At 60.5% G+C, this 16568-nt stretch carries 10 protein-coding genes and 1 tRNA gene; all 11 read right to left on the minus strand.

Annotation, left to right across the window (positions count from 1 at the left end; all coding sequences use genetic code 11):
- Positions 1 to 35: 35 nt before the first annotated feature.
- On the minus strand, positions 36 to 2333 hold the full coding sequence (locus tag ACWHXP_RS19905) for a TonB-dependent hemoglobin/transferrin/lactoferrin family receptor (protein WP_489635227.1): 2298 nt from the start codon (positions 2331 to 2333) through the stop codon (positions 36 to 38).
- A gap of 365 nt (positions 2334 to 2698) precedes the next feature.
- On the minus strand, positions 2699 to 6940 hold the full coding sequence (gene rpoC / locus ACWHXP_RS19910) for a DNA-directed RNA polymerase subunit beta' (protein ID WP_039790487.1): 4242 nt from the start codon (positions 6938 to 6940) through the stop codon (positions 2699 to 2701).
- A 293-nt stretch (positions 6941 to 7233) separates the two neighbouring features.
- Positions 7234 to 11340 (minus strand): DNA-directed RNA polymerase subunit beta, encoded by a 4107-nt coding sequence (gene rpoB, locus ACWHXP_RS19915; RefSeq protein ID WP_034333534.1) that lies wholly within the window; start codon positions 11338 to 11340, stop codon positions 7234 to 7236.
- A gap of 279 nt (positions 11341 to 11619) precedes the next feature.
- Positions 11620 to 11997 (minus strand): 50S ribosomal protein L7/L12, encoded by a 378-nt coding sequence (gene rplL / locus ACWHXP_RS19920; RefSeq protein ID WP_034333536.1) that lies wholly within the window; start codon positions 11995 to 11997, stop codon positions 11620 to 11622.
- A 96-nt stretch (positions 11998 to 12093) separates the two neighbouring features.
- Complete coding sequence (rplJ, locus tag ACWHXP_RS19925; RefSeq protein ID WP_006465496.1) at positions 12094 to 12591, minus strand: 50S ribosomal protein L10; 498 nt, start codon at positions 12589 to 12591, stop codon at positions 12094 to 12096.
- 335 nt (positions 12592 to 12926) lie between these two features.
- A complete protein-coding gene (gene rplA / locus ACWHXP_RS19930; protein WP_008334113.1) occupies positions 12927 to 13622 on the minus strand; it encodes a 50S ribosomal protein L1 in 696 nt (231 codons plus the stop codon).
- Positions 13622 to 14053: a 50S ribosomal protein L11 gene (gene rplK / locus ACWHXP_RS19935; protein ID WP_007875265.1), complete on the minus strand. Its 432-nt coding sequence runs from the start codon at positions 14051 to 14053 to the stop codon at positions 13622 to 13624. Before rplK ends, rplA begins: the two co-directional genes overlap by 1 nt.
- Positions 14054 to 14213: 160 nt before the next feature.
- Entirely contained in the window at positions 14214 to 14804 is a 591-nt protein-coding gene (nusG, locus tag ACWHXP_RS19940) for a transcription termination/antitermination protein NusG (RefSeq protein ID WP_034333546.1), read from the minus strand.
- Position 14805: 1 nt separating this feature from the next.
- Positions 14806 to 15186: a preprotein translocase subunit SecE gene (gene secE, locus ACWHXP_RS19945; RefSeq protein WP_013232176.1), complete on the minus strand. Its 381-nt coding sequence runs from the start codon at positions 15184 to 15186 to the stop codon at positions 14806 to 14808.
- 31 nt (positions 15187 to 15217) lie between these two features.
- Positions 15218 to 15293: transfer RNA gene (locus ACWHXP_RS19950), tRNA-Trp, on the minus strand.
- Between the two features lie 73 nt (positions 15294 to 15366).
- Positions 15367 to 16557 (minus strand): elongation factor Tu, encoded by a 1191-nt coding sequence (gene tuf, locus ACWHXP_RS19955; protein WP_008334097.1) that lies wholly within the window; start codon positions 16555 to 16557, stop codon positions 15367 to 15369.
- Between the last annotated feature and the right edge of the window lie 11 nt (positions 16558 to 16568).

Below are 16568 nucleotides of genomic sequence, written 5' to 3' on the forward strand. Positions count from 1 at the left end.
TTCAGGATGAATGAGAGATGGATGGGTCCGGCGACTCAGTAGGCGATCTTCAGGCTGACGTTGAAGCTGCGCCCCGGCTCGGTATAGGCATCCTTGTTGACCGCGCTGTCGGCCAGCGACAAGCCGCGGATGTCGGTCCAGCTCCAGTACTTGCGGTCGAACAGGTTGCGGATGCCGGCGGTGACGGTCATGTTGCGGGTGAGGTGATAGCCACCCGAGAGATCCATCACGAAGAAGGAGGGCGAGACGAAGTTGGTGGCGGTCGGAATGTCTTCCTTCTTCTTGGCCGCGTTGTAGACCAGGTCGCTCTGCACGAACCACTGCTGGGCACGCTCATAGCGCAGGCCCGCCACCACCGACAGCGGGGCCACGGATTCCAGTCCCTGCTCGACGCCATTGGTGGTCGTAGTTCCCTTGGTCCAGGCGAACCCGCCCTTGACGGTGAAGCCATTGTCGAGCGCGTAATCGATCCGCCCTTCCAGCCCGTGGATCTCGGCCTTGGCCGCATTGCGGTACTGGAAGATGGTCGGGTTGGCCGCCGTGAGGTTGCCGCCCACCGTCACGAGGTCGATGAAGTTGCGGTAATTGCCCTTGTATGCCGCCGCACTGTAGCGCAACGCTCCGGGCCCGGCCGCCAGCTTGCCGCGCAGGCCGACTTCGACCGTGTTGCTGGTTTCGGGCTTGAGGTCAGGACTGGAGATCTGGCGATAGACGGTATTGTTGAAGAAGGAATTGATCTCCTGCGGCGAAGGCGAACGGAAGCCGCGCGCATATTGGATGTAGGGGATGAAAGCCGGCGTGACTTCATAGAGGAACGCCAGGCGCGGCGAAAAGGCGCTGTCGCGGCTGCTCACTGCAGGCTGCCCGTTGGCGATGGCCTGGGCGTCATATTTCGCGCTGGCCTTGGGCTTGAGTTCATAGCTGTCCAGGCGCAGGCCGGCGATGGTGGTCAGCGCGCCGGTGCGCATCTCATCCTGCACATAGGCCCCGAGCTGGGTGCTCTCGGTCTTGGGGAAGTACTGGCAATACTGCGTGCCGGTGCAACTGGTCCAGCCGGTGCCGTCGGCGCTGGTCTGCAAGGTGGACAGGCTCAGGTCCAGCCCATAGACCAGCTTGTGCCGCCAGCGATCGGAGCCGAAGTTGCTCTCGGCCAGCAGGCTGCCGCTGATCATCTGGTCGCTATAGGAAACCGCACGGAAACGCGGCCGCACGATCGTCGCCGTGCTGGTGCCGGCTTCATTGGTGAGCTGGTCGGTGTCGGCACTGCGATAAGTGAGGCTGGCCTTGAATTTCTGTATCCACGGCTGATCCGCATCGTTGCGTTCATAGGCCAGCGTGACGCGCTGGCCGGTGGACTTGCTGCTGGTGCTGTAGGCGGTCACACCATTGCCGATCGCAGAGAGGCTGTCCCCGCTCTCTCGCTCTTCGGTAGCCTGCAGGGTGAGCTTGAAGGTGTCGATGCCATTGGGCTTGAAGACCAGTTTTCCCAGGGCCGAGCGATTGGTAGTGCTCATCGGGTCGGGCGTGGTGCGGGCGCTGCCGCGCACGTCGTTGGTCCCCTTGTTGTCGCTTTCGTTGCCGTGGCGCGCATTGAGGATCAGCATTCCCTGCCATTGCTGGCCGCCCCAGGCCGCGCTGGCGGTCGCGCCAAAGCTCTTGTCGACCGAGTCGTAGGAAGGCTTGAAGGAGAAATAGCTGGACTTGCCATAAACGTCCAGCAAGTCGGAAGGGTCCTTGGTGATGAAGTTGACCGCGCCGGTGAGCCCATCGCTGCCGTAGAGCGAAGACGCAGGCCCGCGCAGCACTTCGATGCGGCGATACAGTTCGGTGTCCGTAGTCGCACCCCGCCCCACGCTGGCCACGCCTTGGCTGAAAGCGCGCGGCATGACGATGCCATCCTCCAGCATCAGCACGCGATTGCCATCGAGGCCACGAATGGTGATGCCCTCATTGCCGCCACGCCCGGTGGTGGCCGTCGCCCCCGTGATGCCGGACATGCGATACACCGAGCGCCGCACCTCCACCCCCGGCTCGTAGCGCAAGGCATCCTTGATGTCCTTGGCGTTGTGCTCCTCGATCTCGTCGGAGGTGATGACGGAGACAGTGGCGGCCGCGTGATCGAGGTCACTGCTGCCGGAACGATTGGCCGTGACCACCACGTCCTGCAGCTTCTTGCCGCTGGCTTGCGCCAAGGTGATGGATTCACTCGCCGACGCGCGAGCGGTATCGTTTTGGGTATTGGCATCGGCCGATTGCGCAAAGGCACTCGCACACAGCCACTGCTGCAGCGCCAGGAACACGGCCGCTGCACACTTCGATTTGCTTGGAAACACTGGTAACCACCCCTTGGTCTGGTTCGGTTACTAGCGCTGGCTGGCTACCTCTTGGATAAAAACGGCCTGTGGAAACAGGTCGTCATCGATATGAAGATTGATTCCACGCGACGGGAATAAGATGAGAATCATTATTATTTGGAGATGATAAAAGATTCACTCATCCTTGGCAATGCCGCAAGCAGCAAGGCCTACCGCCAGTAGGGACAAACAGGGATATGAAGGCCGTGATGCCCCGGCAAACACCCCCCATGAACGAAAAAACGGCACCGGAATTGCTTCCGGTGCCGTTCTTTCTTGCAGCTTGTTGTTTTGCCGGGGTGGCCGGTCCAGCTGGCCACCCCTTGATGCCTTGCCGGCGATGCTTACGCTTCGCCTTCGCCGCCACCGATGGATTCGGTTGAGGAGACTTCCTCGTCGGCGAAGTCGGAACGGGAGGCACGTTCGGCTTCGAGCAGTGCTGCGCGCTCTTCGGCTTCCCATGCATCCTTTTCCTTGCGGGCGCGGTGGAAGGCCAGGCCAGTACCGGCCGGGATCAGGCGGCCGACGATGACGTTTTCCTTCAGACCGCGCAGGCCGTCCTTCTTGCCCATGATCGCCGCTTCGGTCAGCACGCGGGTGGTTTCCTGGAACGATGCGGCCGAGATGAAGGAGTCGGTCGACAGCGATGCCTTGGTAATACCCAGCAGCACGTTTTCGTAGGTCGCCGGGATCTTGCCTTCGGCGGTCACGCGGTCGTTCTCGTCCAGCAGTTCGGAGCGCTCGACCTGCTCACCGGTGATGTAGTTGGTGTCGCCCGGCTCCACCACTTGCACGCGGCGCAGCATCTGGCGCACGATCACTTCGATGTGCTTGTCGTTGATCTTCACGCCCTGCAGACGGTACACGTCCTGCACTTCGTCCACGATGTAGCGGGCCAGCGCTTCGATACCCAGCAGGCGCAGGATGTCCTGCGGATCGGCCGGACCGTCGACGATCATTTCGCCCTTGTTCACCACCTGGCCGTCGTGCACCAGCACTTGCTTGTCCTTGGTGATCAGGAACTCGTGCTTGGTGCCTTCCATGTCGGTGATTTCCAGACGCTGCTTGCCCTTGGTTTCCTTGCCGAAGGCAACGGTACCAGTGACTTCGGCCAGCATGCCGGCATCCTTCGGCGAACGGGCTTCGAACAGCTCGGCCACGCGCGGCAGACCACCGGTAATGTCACGGGTCTTCTGCGATTCGGTCGGGATACGGGCCAGCACTTCACCCACATGCACTTGCTGGCCGTCCTTGACGGTGATCAGCGCGCCGACCTGGAAGCCGATGGTCACCGAGTGTTCGGTGCCGGCGATCTTCACTTCTTCGCCTTGTTCGTTCAGCAGTTTCACCTGCGGACGCATGACCTTCGAGGAAGGACCACGGCGCTTCGCATCGATGACCACCAGGGTCGACAGACCGGTGACTTCGTCGATCTGCTTGGCCACGGTGGAGCCCTCTTCCACGTTTTCGAACTTCACGGTACCGGAGTACTCGGTGATGATCGGACGGGTCAGCGGATCCCAGGTTGCCAGGGCGGTACCGGCCTTGATGGTCAGGCCATCCTTGACGATCAGGGTGGCGCCGTACGGCACTTTGTGACGCTCGCGCTCACGGCCCAGGTCGTCGGTGATCAGCACTTCGCCGGAACGGGAAATGACGATCTGTTCGCCCTTGCCATTGGTCACGTAACGCATCGTTGCGGTGAAGCGCACGGTGCCGTTGGACTTGGCTTCCACCGAGGAGGCCACCGCTGCACGCGATGCCGCACCACCGATGTGGAAGGTACGCATGGTCAGCTGGGTACCCGGCTCACCGATGGACTGCGCAGCCACCACACCAACCGCTTCGCCGGAGTTCACCAGCAGGCCACGGCCCAGGTCGCGGCCATAGCACTTGGCGCACAGGCCATAGCGGGTGTCGCAGGTCAGCGGAGTACGCACCTTCACTTCGTCGATACCCATGCGTTCGATCTCTTCGACCTTGTCTTCGTCCAACAGGGTGCCAGCTTCGAACAGGGTGGCTTGATCTTCCGGGTTGACGATGTCGGTCGCAGCCACACGGCCGAGGATACGGTCGCGCAGGGCTTCGATGACTTCACCGCCTTCAACCAGCGCCTTCATGGCCGAACCGTTGGAGGTGCCGCAATCGTCTTCGATCACGACCAGATCCTGGGTCACGTCCACCAGACGACGGGTCAGGTAACCGGAGTTTGCGGTCTTCAGCGCGGTGTCGGCCAGACCCTTACGGGCGCCGTGCGTCGAGATGAAGTACTGCAACACGTTCAGGCCTTCGCGGAAGTTCGCGGTAATCGGCGTCTCGATGATGGAGCCGTCAGGCTTGGCCATCAGGCCGCGCATACCGGCCAGCTGGCGAATCTGGGCAGCCGAACCACGGGCGCCGGAGTCGGCCATCATGTAAATCGCGTTGAACGATTCCTGAGTGGTCTTCTTGCCTTCGCGGGTGATGACGTCTTCCACCTTCAGCTGGTCCATCATGGCCTTGCCGACTTCGTCACCGGCCTTGCCCCAGATGTCCACAACCTTGTTGTAACGCTCGCCTGCGGTCACCAGACCGGAGGAGTATTGCTGTTCGATCTGCTTGACTTCCGATTCGGCAGCCGCGATCAGGGTGGCCTTTTGCGGCGGCACCAGCATGTCGTCCACGCAGATGGAGATACCGGCGCGGGTCGCCAGGCGGAAGCCCGACTGCATCAGCTGGTCGGCAAACACGACGGTGGCACGCAGACCGCACTTGCGGAAGGACGTGTTGATCAGCTTGGAGATTTCCTTCTTCTTCAGCGCGCGGTTCAGCACCGAGAACGGCAGGCCCTTGGGCAGGATCTCGGAGAGGATGGCGCGGCCGATGGTGGTCTCGTAGCGCTTGACGGTACGCACGAATTCGCCGGTGACCGGATCCTTCGGGTGTTCCACGATACGCACCGTGATACGGGTAGCCAGCTCGACTTCCTTGTTGTCGTAAGCGCGGATGACTTCGGACACGTCCTGGAACATCATGCCTTCGTTCTTGCCGTTGATGGCTTCACGGGTGGCATAGTACAGACCCAGCACGATATCCTGGGACGGCACGATCGACGGTTCGCCGTTGGACGGGAACAGGATGTTGTTGGAGGCCAGCATCAGGGTGCGGGCTTCCATCTGTGCTTCGATCGACAGCGGAACGTGGACAGCCATCTGGTCGCCGTCGAAGTCGGCGTTGAACGCCGCGCAAACCAGCGGGTGCAGCTGGATCGCCTTGCCTTCGATCAGGACCGGCTCGAACGCCTGGATGCCCAGACGGTGCAGGGTCGGCGCGCGGTTCAGCATGACCGGGTGTTCGCGGATGACTTCTTCCAGGATGTCCCAGACCACCGGCTCTTGCGCTTCCACCAGCTTCTTGGCGGCCTTGATGGTGGTCGACAGACCCATCAGTTCCAGCTTGTTGAAGATGAAGGGCTTGAACAGTTCCAGGGCCATCAGCTTGGGCAGGCCGCACTGGTGCAGCTTCAGCTGCGGGCCCACCACGATGACCGAACGGCCGGAGTAGTCCACGCGCTTGCCCAGCAAGTTCTGACGGAAACGGCCGCCCTTGCCCTTGATCATTTCGGCCAGCGACTTCAGCGGGCGCTTGTTGGCACCGGTCATGGCCTTGCCGCGACGGCCGTTGTCCAGCAGCGAGTCCACCGCTTCCTGCAGCATGCGCTTTTCGTTGCGCGTGATGATTTCTGGAGCACGCAGCTCCATCAGGCGCTTCAGGCGGTTGTTACGGTTGATGACGCGGCGGTACAGGTCGTTCAGGTCGGAGGTCGCGAAGCGGCCGCCATCCAGTGGCACCAGCGGACGCAGTTCCGGCGGCAGCACGGGCAGCACTTCCATGATCATCCAGTCGGGCTTGATGCCCGAGCGCTGGAACGCCTCCAGCACCTTCAGGCGCTTGGCGTACTTCTTGATCTTGGCTTCGGACTTGGAGTCCTTCAGTTCCTGGCGCAGGGTTTCCGCTTCGCGGTCGATGTCGATCGAGCGCAGCAGTTCGCGGATACCTTCGGCGCCCATGAAGGCGATGAAGTCGTCGCCGTACTCTTCGTACTTGGCGGCGTAGTCGTCTTCGGACATGATCTGGCACTTCTTCAGCGGGGTCATGCCAGGATCGGTCACGACGTAGGCTTCGAAGTACAGCACGCGCTCGATGTCGCGCAGGGTCATGTCCAGCACCATGCCCAGACGGGACGGCAGCGACTTCAGGAACCAGATGTGGGCAGTCGGGGAAGCCAGCTCGATGTGGCCCATGCGCTCACGGCGCACCTTGGCCAGAGTCACTTCCACGCCGCACTTCTCGCAGATCACGCCACGGTGCTTCAGGCGCTTGTACTTGCCGCACAGGCACTCGTAGTCCTTGATGGGGCCGAAGATCTTGGCGCAGAACAGGCCGTCGCGCTCAGGCTTGAAGGTACGGTAGTTGATGGTTTCCGGCTTCTTGACTTCGCCGAAGGACCACGAGCGGATCTTGTCAGGCGAAGCCAGACCGATCTTGATCGCGTCGAATTGTTCGTTTTGCTGGACTTGCTTGAATAGATCGAGCAGTGCTTTCATGTATCACTCCAGGTTGGCGTGAGAAACTAAATTTACGTGTGGCCGGTTCACCCTGCTTAACCCTGTTCGCATCGGCGGGAGAGCCAGCGAAGCCTCTGCTTCGTGGTGCCGCTCGATACCGGGACAGACCTCCCCAGCTTACTGCCGTACTTCGCTTGAATCTCTTGAATCTGTTGAATCTCTTGATTCGTTCACATCGCCCGTGGAGCGATGCGTCACTACTGAATTCTTGAATTCTTGTTTTGCCGGAAAAACCGGCGGGGTGCGCAGCCTGCGCCACGCACCCCTTTACATCATTCGCGTTCCAGGTCGATGTCGATACCCAGCGAGCGGATTTCCTTCACCAACACGTTGAAGGATTCCGGCATGCCGGCATCGATCACGTGATCGCCCTTGACCAGGTTCTCGTACACCTTGGTACGGCCGTTCACGTCGTCGGACTTCACCGTCAGCATTTCCTGCAGGACGTAGGAGGCACCGTAAGCTTCCAGTGCCCACACTTCCATTTCGCCGAAACGCTGGCCGCCGAACTGCGCCTTGCCGCCCAGCGGCTGCTGGGTCACCAGCGAGTACGGGCCGGTGGAACGAGCGTGCATCTTGTCGTCGACCAGGTGGTGCAGCTTCAGGTAGTGCATGTAGCCAACGGTCACGGTGCGCTCGAAAGCTTCGCCGGTACGGCCGTCATACATGGTGACCTGGTTCTTGGACGGGGTCATGCCCAGCTGCTTGGCGATCGGGTCCGGATAGGCCAGATCGAGCATGCGGCGGGTTTCTTCTTCATGCGCACCGTCGAACACCGGGGTCGCGAAGGGCACGCCCTTCTTCAGGTTGGTCACCAGCTCGATGATTTCCTCATCGCTGAAGGTATCCAGTTCTTCCTTCTTGCCCGATTCGTTGTAGATGGTGGTCAGGAACTTGCGCAGTTCCGCGACCTTGGCTTGCGCCTGCACCATCTCGCCCAGACGCAGGCCGAGACCCTTGGCCGCCCAGCCCAGGTGAACTTCCAGCACCTGGCCGACGTTCATACGGGACGGAACACCCAGCGGGTTCAGCACGATGTCGGCGGGGGTACCGTCGGCCATGTGCGGCATGTCTTCGATCGGCAGGATACGCGAGACCACACCCTTGTTACCGTGACGGCCGGCCATCTTGTCGCCAGGCTGCAAACGACGCTTCACGGCCAGGTAGACCTTGACCATTTTCTGCACGCCAGGAGGCAGTTCGTCGCCCTGCGTCAGCTTCTTGCGCTTCTCTTCGAAGGCCAGGTCGAACTGGTGACGCTTCTCGGCGATGGATTCCTTGATGGCTTCCAGCGCGTTGGCGATGTCGTCATCGGCCGGGCGGATGTCGAACCAGTGGAACTTGTCCAGGTCGTCCAGGTAAGCCTTGTCCAGCTTGGTGCCCTTGACCAGCTTCTTGGGGCCGCCGTTGGCGACCTTGCCGATCAAGAGACGCTCCAGACGCTGGAAGGCATCGCCTTCCACGATACGCAGCTGGTCGTTCAGGTCCAGGCGATAGCGCTTGAGTTCATCATCGATGATCTGCTGGGCGCGCTTGTCACGCTGGATGCCTTCGCGGGTGAACACTTGCACGTCGATGACGGTGCCGACCATGCCCGAGGGCACGCGCAGCGAGGTGTCCTTCACATCAGAAGCCTTCTCGCCGAAGATCGCGCGCAGCAGCTTCTCTTCCGGAGTCAGCTGGGTCTCGCCCTTCGGGGTGACCTTGCCGACCAGGGTGTCGCCGGCTTCGACTTCGGCGCCGATGTAGACGATACCCGACTCATCCAGGCGGGCCAGTTGGTTCTCGGCCAGGTTGGAGATGTCGCGGGTGATTTCTTCTGCACCCAGCTTGGTGTCACGTGCAACGACCGACAGTTCCTCGATGTGGATCGAGGTGTAGCGGTCATCAGCCACGACCTTCTCGGAGATCAGGATCGAGTCTTCGAAGTTGTAGCCGTTCCAGGGCATGAACGCCACCAGCATGTTCTGGCCCAGGGCCAGCTCGCCCATGTCGGTGGAGGCACCGTCGGCGATCACGTCATGCTTGGCCACGCGGTCACCGATCTTGACGATCGGGCGCTGGTTGATGTTGGTGTTCTGGTTGGAACGGGTGTACTTGATCAGGTTGTAGATGTCCACACCGACTTCGCCAGCTTGCGCTTCTTCGTCGTTGACGCGGATCACCACACGGCCTGCATCGACGTAGTCCACCACGCCGCCACGCAGGGCTTGCACGGTGGTACCCGAGTCGACTGCCACGGTACGCTCGATGCCGGTGCCGACCAGCGGCTTTTCCGGACGCAGGCAAGGCACGGCCTGGCGCTGCATGTTGGCGCCCATCAGTGCACGGTTCGCGTCATCGTGTTCCAGGAACGGAATCAGCGAGGCTGCCACCGACACCACCTGGCCCGGGGCCACGTCCATGTACTGCACGCGTTCCGGCGAGACCAGGATGGTTTCGCCAGCTTCACGGGCCGACACCAGTTCGTCGGACAGCTTGCCTTCGCCGTCGATGGTCGCGTTCGCCTGGGCGATCACGTAACGACCTTCTTCGATGGCCGACAGGTAGTCGATCTGGTTGGTGACCTTGCTGCCCTCGACCTTGCGGTACGGGGTTTCCAGGAAACCGTATTCGTTCAGGCGGGCATACAGCGCCAGCGAGTTGATCAGGCCGATGTTCGGGCCTTCAGGCGTTTCGATCGGGCAGACGCGGCCGTAGTGGGTCGGGTGCACGTCGCGCACTTCGAAGCCGGCACGTTCGCGGGTCAGACCGCCAGGGCCCAGGGCGGAAACGCGGCGCTTGTGCGTGATTTCCGACAGCGGGTTGGTCTGGTCCATGAACTGCGACAGCTGGGACGAACCGAAGAACTCACGGATGGCAGCCGAGATCGGCTTGGAGTTGATCAGGTCGTGCGGCATCAGGTTGTCCGCCTCGGCTTGGCCCAGGCGTTCCTTGACAGCGCGCTCCACGCGCACCAGGCCGGCGCGGAACTGGTTTTCGGCCAGTTCGCCCACGCAACGCACGCGACGGTTGCCCAGGTGGTCGATGTCATCGACTTCGCCACGGCCGTTACGCAGTTCGACCAGGATCTTGATGACGGCCAGGATGTCGTCATTGGACAGGGTCATCGGACCGGTCAGCTCGTCGCGGCTGACGCGACGGTTGAACTTCATGCGGCCCACGGCCGACAGGTCGTAACGGTCTTCGCTGTAGAACAGGCCGTTGAACAAGGCTTCCACGGACTCTTCGGTCGGCGGTTCGCCAGGACGCATCATGCGGTAGATCGCCACGCGTGCAGCGGTCTGGTCAGCGGTGTCGTCGGTACGCAGGGTCTGCGAGATGTAGCCGCCCTGGTCCAGGTCGTTGGTGTACAGGGTCTGGATGGCCGAGATGTTGGCTTCGCGCAGCTTGGCCAGCAGTTCTTCGGTCAGCTCGTCGTTGGCGCTGGCCACGACTTCACCGGTCTCCGGATCGACGATGTTCTTGGCCAGCACGCGGCCCAGCAGGTAGTCCTCAGGCACGGAGATGTGCTTGATGCCGGCGGCTTCGATGTCACGCACGTGCTTGGCGTTGATGCGCTTGTCCTTGGCGACCATCACCTTGCCCGACTTGTCGGTGATGTCGAAACGTGCGACTTCACCGCGCAGGCGCTCGGAGACAAACTCCATGTCCGCGCCTTCGGCGTGCAGGTTGAAGTTGTCGAAGACGAAGAAGTTCGCCAGGATCTGCTCGGAGGTCATCCCGATGGCCTTGAGCAGGATCGTCACCGGCATCTTGCGGCGGCGGTCGACGCGGAAGAACAGGATGTCCTTCGGGTCGAATTCGAAGTCCAGCCAGGAGCCACGGTAAGGAATGATGCGGGCCGAGAACAGCAGCTTGCCCGACGAGTGCGTCTTGCCGCGGTCGTGTTCGAAGAACACGCCCGGGGAGCGGTGCAGCTGGGACACGATCACGCGCTCGGTGCCGTTGATGACGAAGGAACCGGTGGTGGTCATCAGGGGCAGTTCGCCCATGTAGACTTCCTGTTCCTTCATTTCCTTGACGACCGGCTTGGTCGGCGATTCCTTGTCCAGGATCACCAGGCGCACCTTGGCACGCAGCGGGGACGCGAAGGTCAGGCCACGTTGTTGGCACTCTTTGACGTCAAACGGCGGAGCGCCCAGCACATACGACAGGAATTCGAGGCGCGCAAAGCCATTGTGCGACACGATGGGGAAAATCGAGGTGAAAGCCGATTGCAGGCCTTCATTCTTGCGTTCCGATGCGGCACGTTCGGGTTGCAGGAAATTCTGATACGACTCGATCTGAGTCGCGAGCAGGAACGGAACGTTGTGGACGTTTGCGCGTTTCGCGAAGGATTTGCGAATGCGCTTCTTCTCAGTAAATGAGTAGTGCATGGACACTCCGTGAGTGACAGGAAGGATAGAGAATTCAAGATTCGATCAGACCGCGCGACTTGCCGGCAAAGCAGTCCGGGCCATCGGCACTCAAATCTTCAAATGTCTACCCTAGTTTTTTGCTGAGATCGCGCTTAATATTCCCGACAACGAATACTGCGGCGCATCAACATCACCAGCAAAAATAAGAAACGACAAAGGAGCCAAAGCCGAATCCCTTTTTCAAGGGATTCTGCACTTTGACTCCGGAGTAATGACTCGCCTTGGTAGGCAAGAGAATTACTTCAGTTCGGCCTTGGCGCCAGCTTCTTCCAGCTTCTTCTTGGCAGCTTCAGCGTCAGCCTTGGCGATGCCTTCCTTGACCGGCTTCGGTGCACCGTCAACCAGATCCTTGGCTTCCTTCAGGCCCAGACCGGTGATTTCACGCACGGCCTTGATGACGCCGACCTTGTTGGCGCCGACTTCAGCCAGCACAACGGTGAACTCGGTCTGCTCTTCAGCAGCAGCAGCGGCACCAGCGCCACCGCCAGCAGCGGGAGCGGCCATTGCGGCAGCGGAAACACCAAACTTCTCTTCGAATGCCTTGACCAGATCATTCAGTTCCATCACGGACAGCGCGCCAACGGCTTCCAGGATGTCTTCTTTGCTAATTGCCATTTGAAACTCCTAAATTTATTTCGGTAATAACATCAGATTGGTAGTGACGCGAAAGCATCGAAACTGCAGAGCGGGGCCGCCTCAGGCGGCCGTGCATCATGCGGCTTCGGCTTCCTTCTTGGCTGCCAGGGCAGCCAGAGCGCGCGCAAAGCCCGACACCGGAGCCTGCATCATGCCCAGGACCTGGGCCAGCAGAACTTCGCGAGACGGGATGTTTGCCAGCGAAGCCACAGCAGCCTTGTCCAGCTGCTTGCCTTCGTAGTTACCTGCCTTCACAACCAGCTTGTCGTTGGTCTTGGCAAAGTCCGACAGGACTTTGGCAGCGGCCACGGCATCTTCCGAGATCGAGTAGATCAGCGGACCGGTCAGTTGCGGGGCGAGGTCGGCAAACTTCGTGCCTTCAACAGCGCGACGAGCCAGCGTGTTTTTCAACACGCGCAGGTACACGCCTTGGGCACGCGCTTGTGCGCGCAGTTGCGTCAAGGAACCAACCTGGATGCCACGGTATTCGGCCACGACGATCGTTTGCGCAGTTGCTACCTTTGCGGAAACTTCGGCGACGACGGCCTTCTTGTCATTCAGATTGAGACTCAAGATCAACCTCCAAAAATAGTACTCGGCCACTACACAGGCCACTGCCTGCTTGCCTTGCACCGGTTCGAACACGGCGTCCGACGTTTAGGAGTTCACTGCAGCATAGGGCAAAACTGAATATGCTGCCTGAGACTACGAAACTTGCTCGGGTTCACCATCTGCGTTGGGTTCACTGGACTTGCGGCCAGCATTTTTAACTTCGTCCGGCTTGTTGCTGCCGGCTTCCGCCCAACGGTCTTTGAAGGCCTGCCGCAATCGATTGCTGATTGCGCTCAACTGCGACAGCCCAAAGAGATGCCCCGTTTCCTTACGGAAACGGGGACTGTATTGCTTGCTTAGGCAGCCAGGGAAGCCTGGTCCACGCGAACGCCAGCGCCCATGGTGGACGACAGAGCGATCTTGCGCAGGTACACACCCTTGCTGCTGGCCGGCTTGGCCTTGTTCAGGGCATCGATCAGGGCCAGCAGGTTGGCCTTCAGATCGGCGTCGGAGAACGACTTGCGGCCGATGGTGGCGTGGATGATACCGGACTTGTCGGTACGGTATTGCACTTGACCAGCCTTGGCGTTCTTGACGGCAGTTGCCACGTCCGGGGTCACGGTGCCAACCTTCGGGTTAGGCATCAGGCCGCGGGGACCCAGGATCTGACCCAGGGTACCGACGATACGCATGGTGTCGGGCGAAGCGATGACGATGTCGAACGGCATGTCGCCGGCCTTCACGCGCTCTGCCAGGTCTTCCATGCCGACCACGTCAGCGCCGGCTGCCTTGGCAGCTTCAGCCTTGTCGCCGGAGGCGAACACGGCCACGCGAACGGTCTTGCCGGTACCGGCAGGCAGCACCACCGAACCACGGACCACTTGGTCCGACTTCTTCGCGTCCACGCCCAGCTGGACGGCGACGTCGATCGATTCGTTGAACTTGGCGGTTGCAAATTCCTTGATCAGGGAAACGGCGTTGTCGAACGGATAGGCCTTGGTACGATCGACCTTTTCCTTCATTGCCTTGACGCGCTTGGATACCTTAGCCATTACAGACCCTCCACCGTGATGCCCATCGAACGTGCGGAACCAGCGATGGTACGCACGGCAGCTTCCAGATCAGCAGCGGTCAGGTCCGGCTTCTTCTGGGTTGCGATCTCTTCCGCTTGCTTGCGGGTGATCTTGCCGACCTTGTCGGTATGCGGCTTGGCGGAACCCTTCTGGATACCAGCAGCCTTCTTGATCAGGATGGTCGCCGGCGGGGTCTTCATCACGAAGGTGAAGGACTTGTCCGCGAAGGCGGTGATCACGACCGGAATCGGCAGACCGGGTTCGACACCTTGAGTCTGGGCGTTGAAGGCCTTGCAGAACTCCATGATGTTCAGACCGCGCTGACCCAGGGCCGGGCCGATCGGGGGGGACGGGTTTGCTTTACCAGCTGGCACTTGCAGCTTGATAAAACCAATAATCTTCTTTGCCATGACGGCTCCTTATTGATTGAGTTGTAGCGCCGTGTCATTCGCCTTGCGGCTCCTTACTGCGGCTCCTCGGATGACTGGATGATCGGACGATGACTTGTCCGGTACGCTCCAGCGGGCGTTGAAAACTTGACAGGGAAAGGCGGGATTCCGGAGGGCGGGATCAGACTTTTTCCAGTTGGCCGAATTCGAGTTCGACCGGGGTGGCGCGACCGAAGATGGTGACCGAGACGCGCACGCGCGATTTCTCGTAGTTCACTTCCTCGACGTTGCCGTTGAAGTCGGTGAACGGGCCTTCCTTGATACGGACCATTTCGCCAACTTCGTAGAGCACCTTCGGACGGGGCTTCTCGACGCCTTCTTGCATCTGGCGGAGCAGCGAGTCCACTTCGCGCTGCGGCAGCGGAGTCGGACGATTCGACTTGCCACCGATGAAACCGGTCACTTTGGCGGTATTCTTCACCAGGTGCCAGGTCTCGTCCGTCATTTCCATCTCGACCAGGACGTAGCCCGGGAAGAAACGACGCTCGGTCACGGACTTGTGACCATTCTTCATGTCAACGACTTCTTCAGTCGGCACCAGGATCTGGCCGAACTGTTCTTGCATGCCGGCGCGGTTGATACGCTCGGTCAGCGCGCGCTGCACGCTCTTTTCCATGCCGGAATATGCATGCACCACGTACCAGCGCTTGTTTCCTGCGCTTGAAACGCTTTGCGCACCAATCGGTGCGCTGTCTTGCGTGCTATCGCTCATGTTATTTCCAGCCCAAAATTACGTCGTACAACAGGAACTCGAGCAACTTGTCCGTACCCCAGAGGAAGATGGCCATGATCAGCACGAAGGCGAAGACCACCGCCGTGATCTGCATGGCTTCCTTGCGGGTGGGCCAGACGACTTTCTTGGTTTCGCGCACGGATTCCTTGGCGAAACCGACGAAGCCGCGGCCTTGTGCAGACGTCCAAGCAAACGCCACAGCCACCAGCAGACCGGCGACCAGGGCGACAGCGCGCACCGGAGTCGACTGATCAGACAACACAAAAAAACCGACTACGCCTGCAACCACAGCCACGATCGCCAATGCGATCTTGATCTTGTCGTTGGAGGTGTTGACGGTTTGAACTGGCTGGCTAGACATATTTACTTTCAGTACCCTGCACCAGATTCGGTGGCAGGGGCGGAGGGCATCGAACCCCCAACCTTCGGTTTTGGAGACCGACGCTCTGCCAATTGAGCTACGCCCCTACAAAAACTCGCGATTGAGACACGAATGCCGCGATACGTTACGCACCGCGGCAAAGTGTTTTACAGCTTGATCTTAGTCGAAGATCTTGGCAACCACGCCGGCGCCGACGGTACGGCCGCCTTCACGGATAGCGAAGCGCAGACCTTCTTCCATGGCGATCGGGTTGATCAGTTGCACGGTGATCGACACGTTGTCGCCCGGCATGACCATTTCCTTGTCCTTCGGCAGTTCGATCGCACCGGTCACGTCGGTGGTACGGAAGTAGAACTGCGGACGGTAGTTGTTGAAGAACGGGGTGTGACGGCCGCCTTCATCCTTCGACAGAACATAGATCTCGCCGGTGAAGTGCTTGTGCGGCTTGATCGAACCCGGCTTGGCCAGAACCTGGCCACGCTGCACGTCTTCACGCTTGGTGCCGCGCAGCAGCACGCCAACGTTGTCGCCAGCTTGACCTTGGTCCAGCAGCTTGCGGAACATTTCCACGCCGGTGCAGGTGGTCTTCTGGGTGTCAGCGATACCGACGATTTCGATTTCTTCGCCGACCTTGATGATGCCGCGCTCAACGCGACCGGTCACCACGGTGCCACGGCCGGAGATCGAGAACACGTCTTCCACCGGCATCAGGAAGGTACCGTCAACGGCACGTTCCGGGGTCGGGATGTAGGTGTCCAGAGCTTCGGCCAGGGCCATGATGGCTTGCTCACCCAGGGGACCGGTGTCGCCTTCCAGCGCCAGCTTGGCCGAACCCTTCACGATGGGCAGGTCGTCGCCAGGGAACTCGTACTTCGACAGCAGTTCGCGGACTTCCATTTCCACCAGTTCCAGCAGTTCAGCGTCGTCCACCATGTCAGCCTTGTTCAGGAAGACGATGATGTAAGGAACGCCAACCTGACGCGACAGCAGGATGTGTTCGCGAGTCTGGGGCATCGGGCCGTCAGCGGCCGAGCACACCAGGATCGCGCCGTCCATCTGGGCTGCGCCGGTGATCATGTTCTTCACATAGTCGGCGTGGCCTGGGCAGTCAACGTGTGCGTAGTGACGGTTTGCGGTTTCGTATTCGACGTGTGCGGTGTTGATGGTGATGCCGCGTGCCTTTTCTTCAGGCGCTGCGTCGATCTGGTCGTAGGCCTTCGCTTCGCCGCCGAACTTCTTCGACAGAACGGTTGCGATTGCAGCGGTCAGGGTGGTCTTGCCGTGGTCAACGTGACCGATGGTGCCGACGTTCACGTGCGGCTTGGTCCGTTCAAACTTGCCTTTTGCCATCTTAGACTCCT

It is taken from the genome of Herbaspirillum sp. Her2 (genome assembly GCF_057961375.1).

What these genes read in the sequence shown, in the direction of transcription:
- rpoC (WP_039790487.1), bottom strand. Translation starts at nt 6,940, where the DNA reads ATGAAAGCACTGCTCGATCTATTCAAGCAAGTCCAGCAAAACGAACAA.
- nusG (WP_034333546.1), bottom strand. Translation starts at nt 14,804, where the DNA reads ATGAGCGATAGCACGCAAGACAGCGCACCGATTGGTGCGCAAAGCGTT.
- rpoB (WP_034333534.1), bottom strand. Translation starts at nt 11,340, where the DNA reads ATGCACTACTCATTTACTGAGAAGAAGCGCATTCGCAAATCCTTCGCG.
- rplK (WP_007875265.1), bottom strand. Translation starts at nt 14,053, where the DNA reads ATGGCAAAGAAGATTATTGGTTTTATCAAGCTGCAAGTGCCAGCTGGT.
- rplA (WP_008334113.1), bottom strand. Translation starts at nt 13,622, where the DNA reads ATGGCTAAGGTATCCAAGCGCGTCAAGGCAATGAAGGAAAAGGTCGAT.
- secE (WP_013232176.1), bottom strand. Translation starts at nt 15,186, where the DNA reads ATGTCTAGCCAGCCAGTTCAAACCGTCAACACCTCCAACGACAAGATC.
- tuf (WP_008334097.1), bottom strand. Translation starts at nt 16,557, where the DNA reads ATGGCAAAAGGCAAGTTTGAACGGACCAAGCCGCACGTGAACGTCGGC.
- rplL (WP_034333536.1), bottom strand. Translation starts at nt 11,997, where the DNA reads ATGGCAATTAGCAAAGAAGACATCCTGGAAGCCGTTGGCGCGCTGTCC.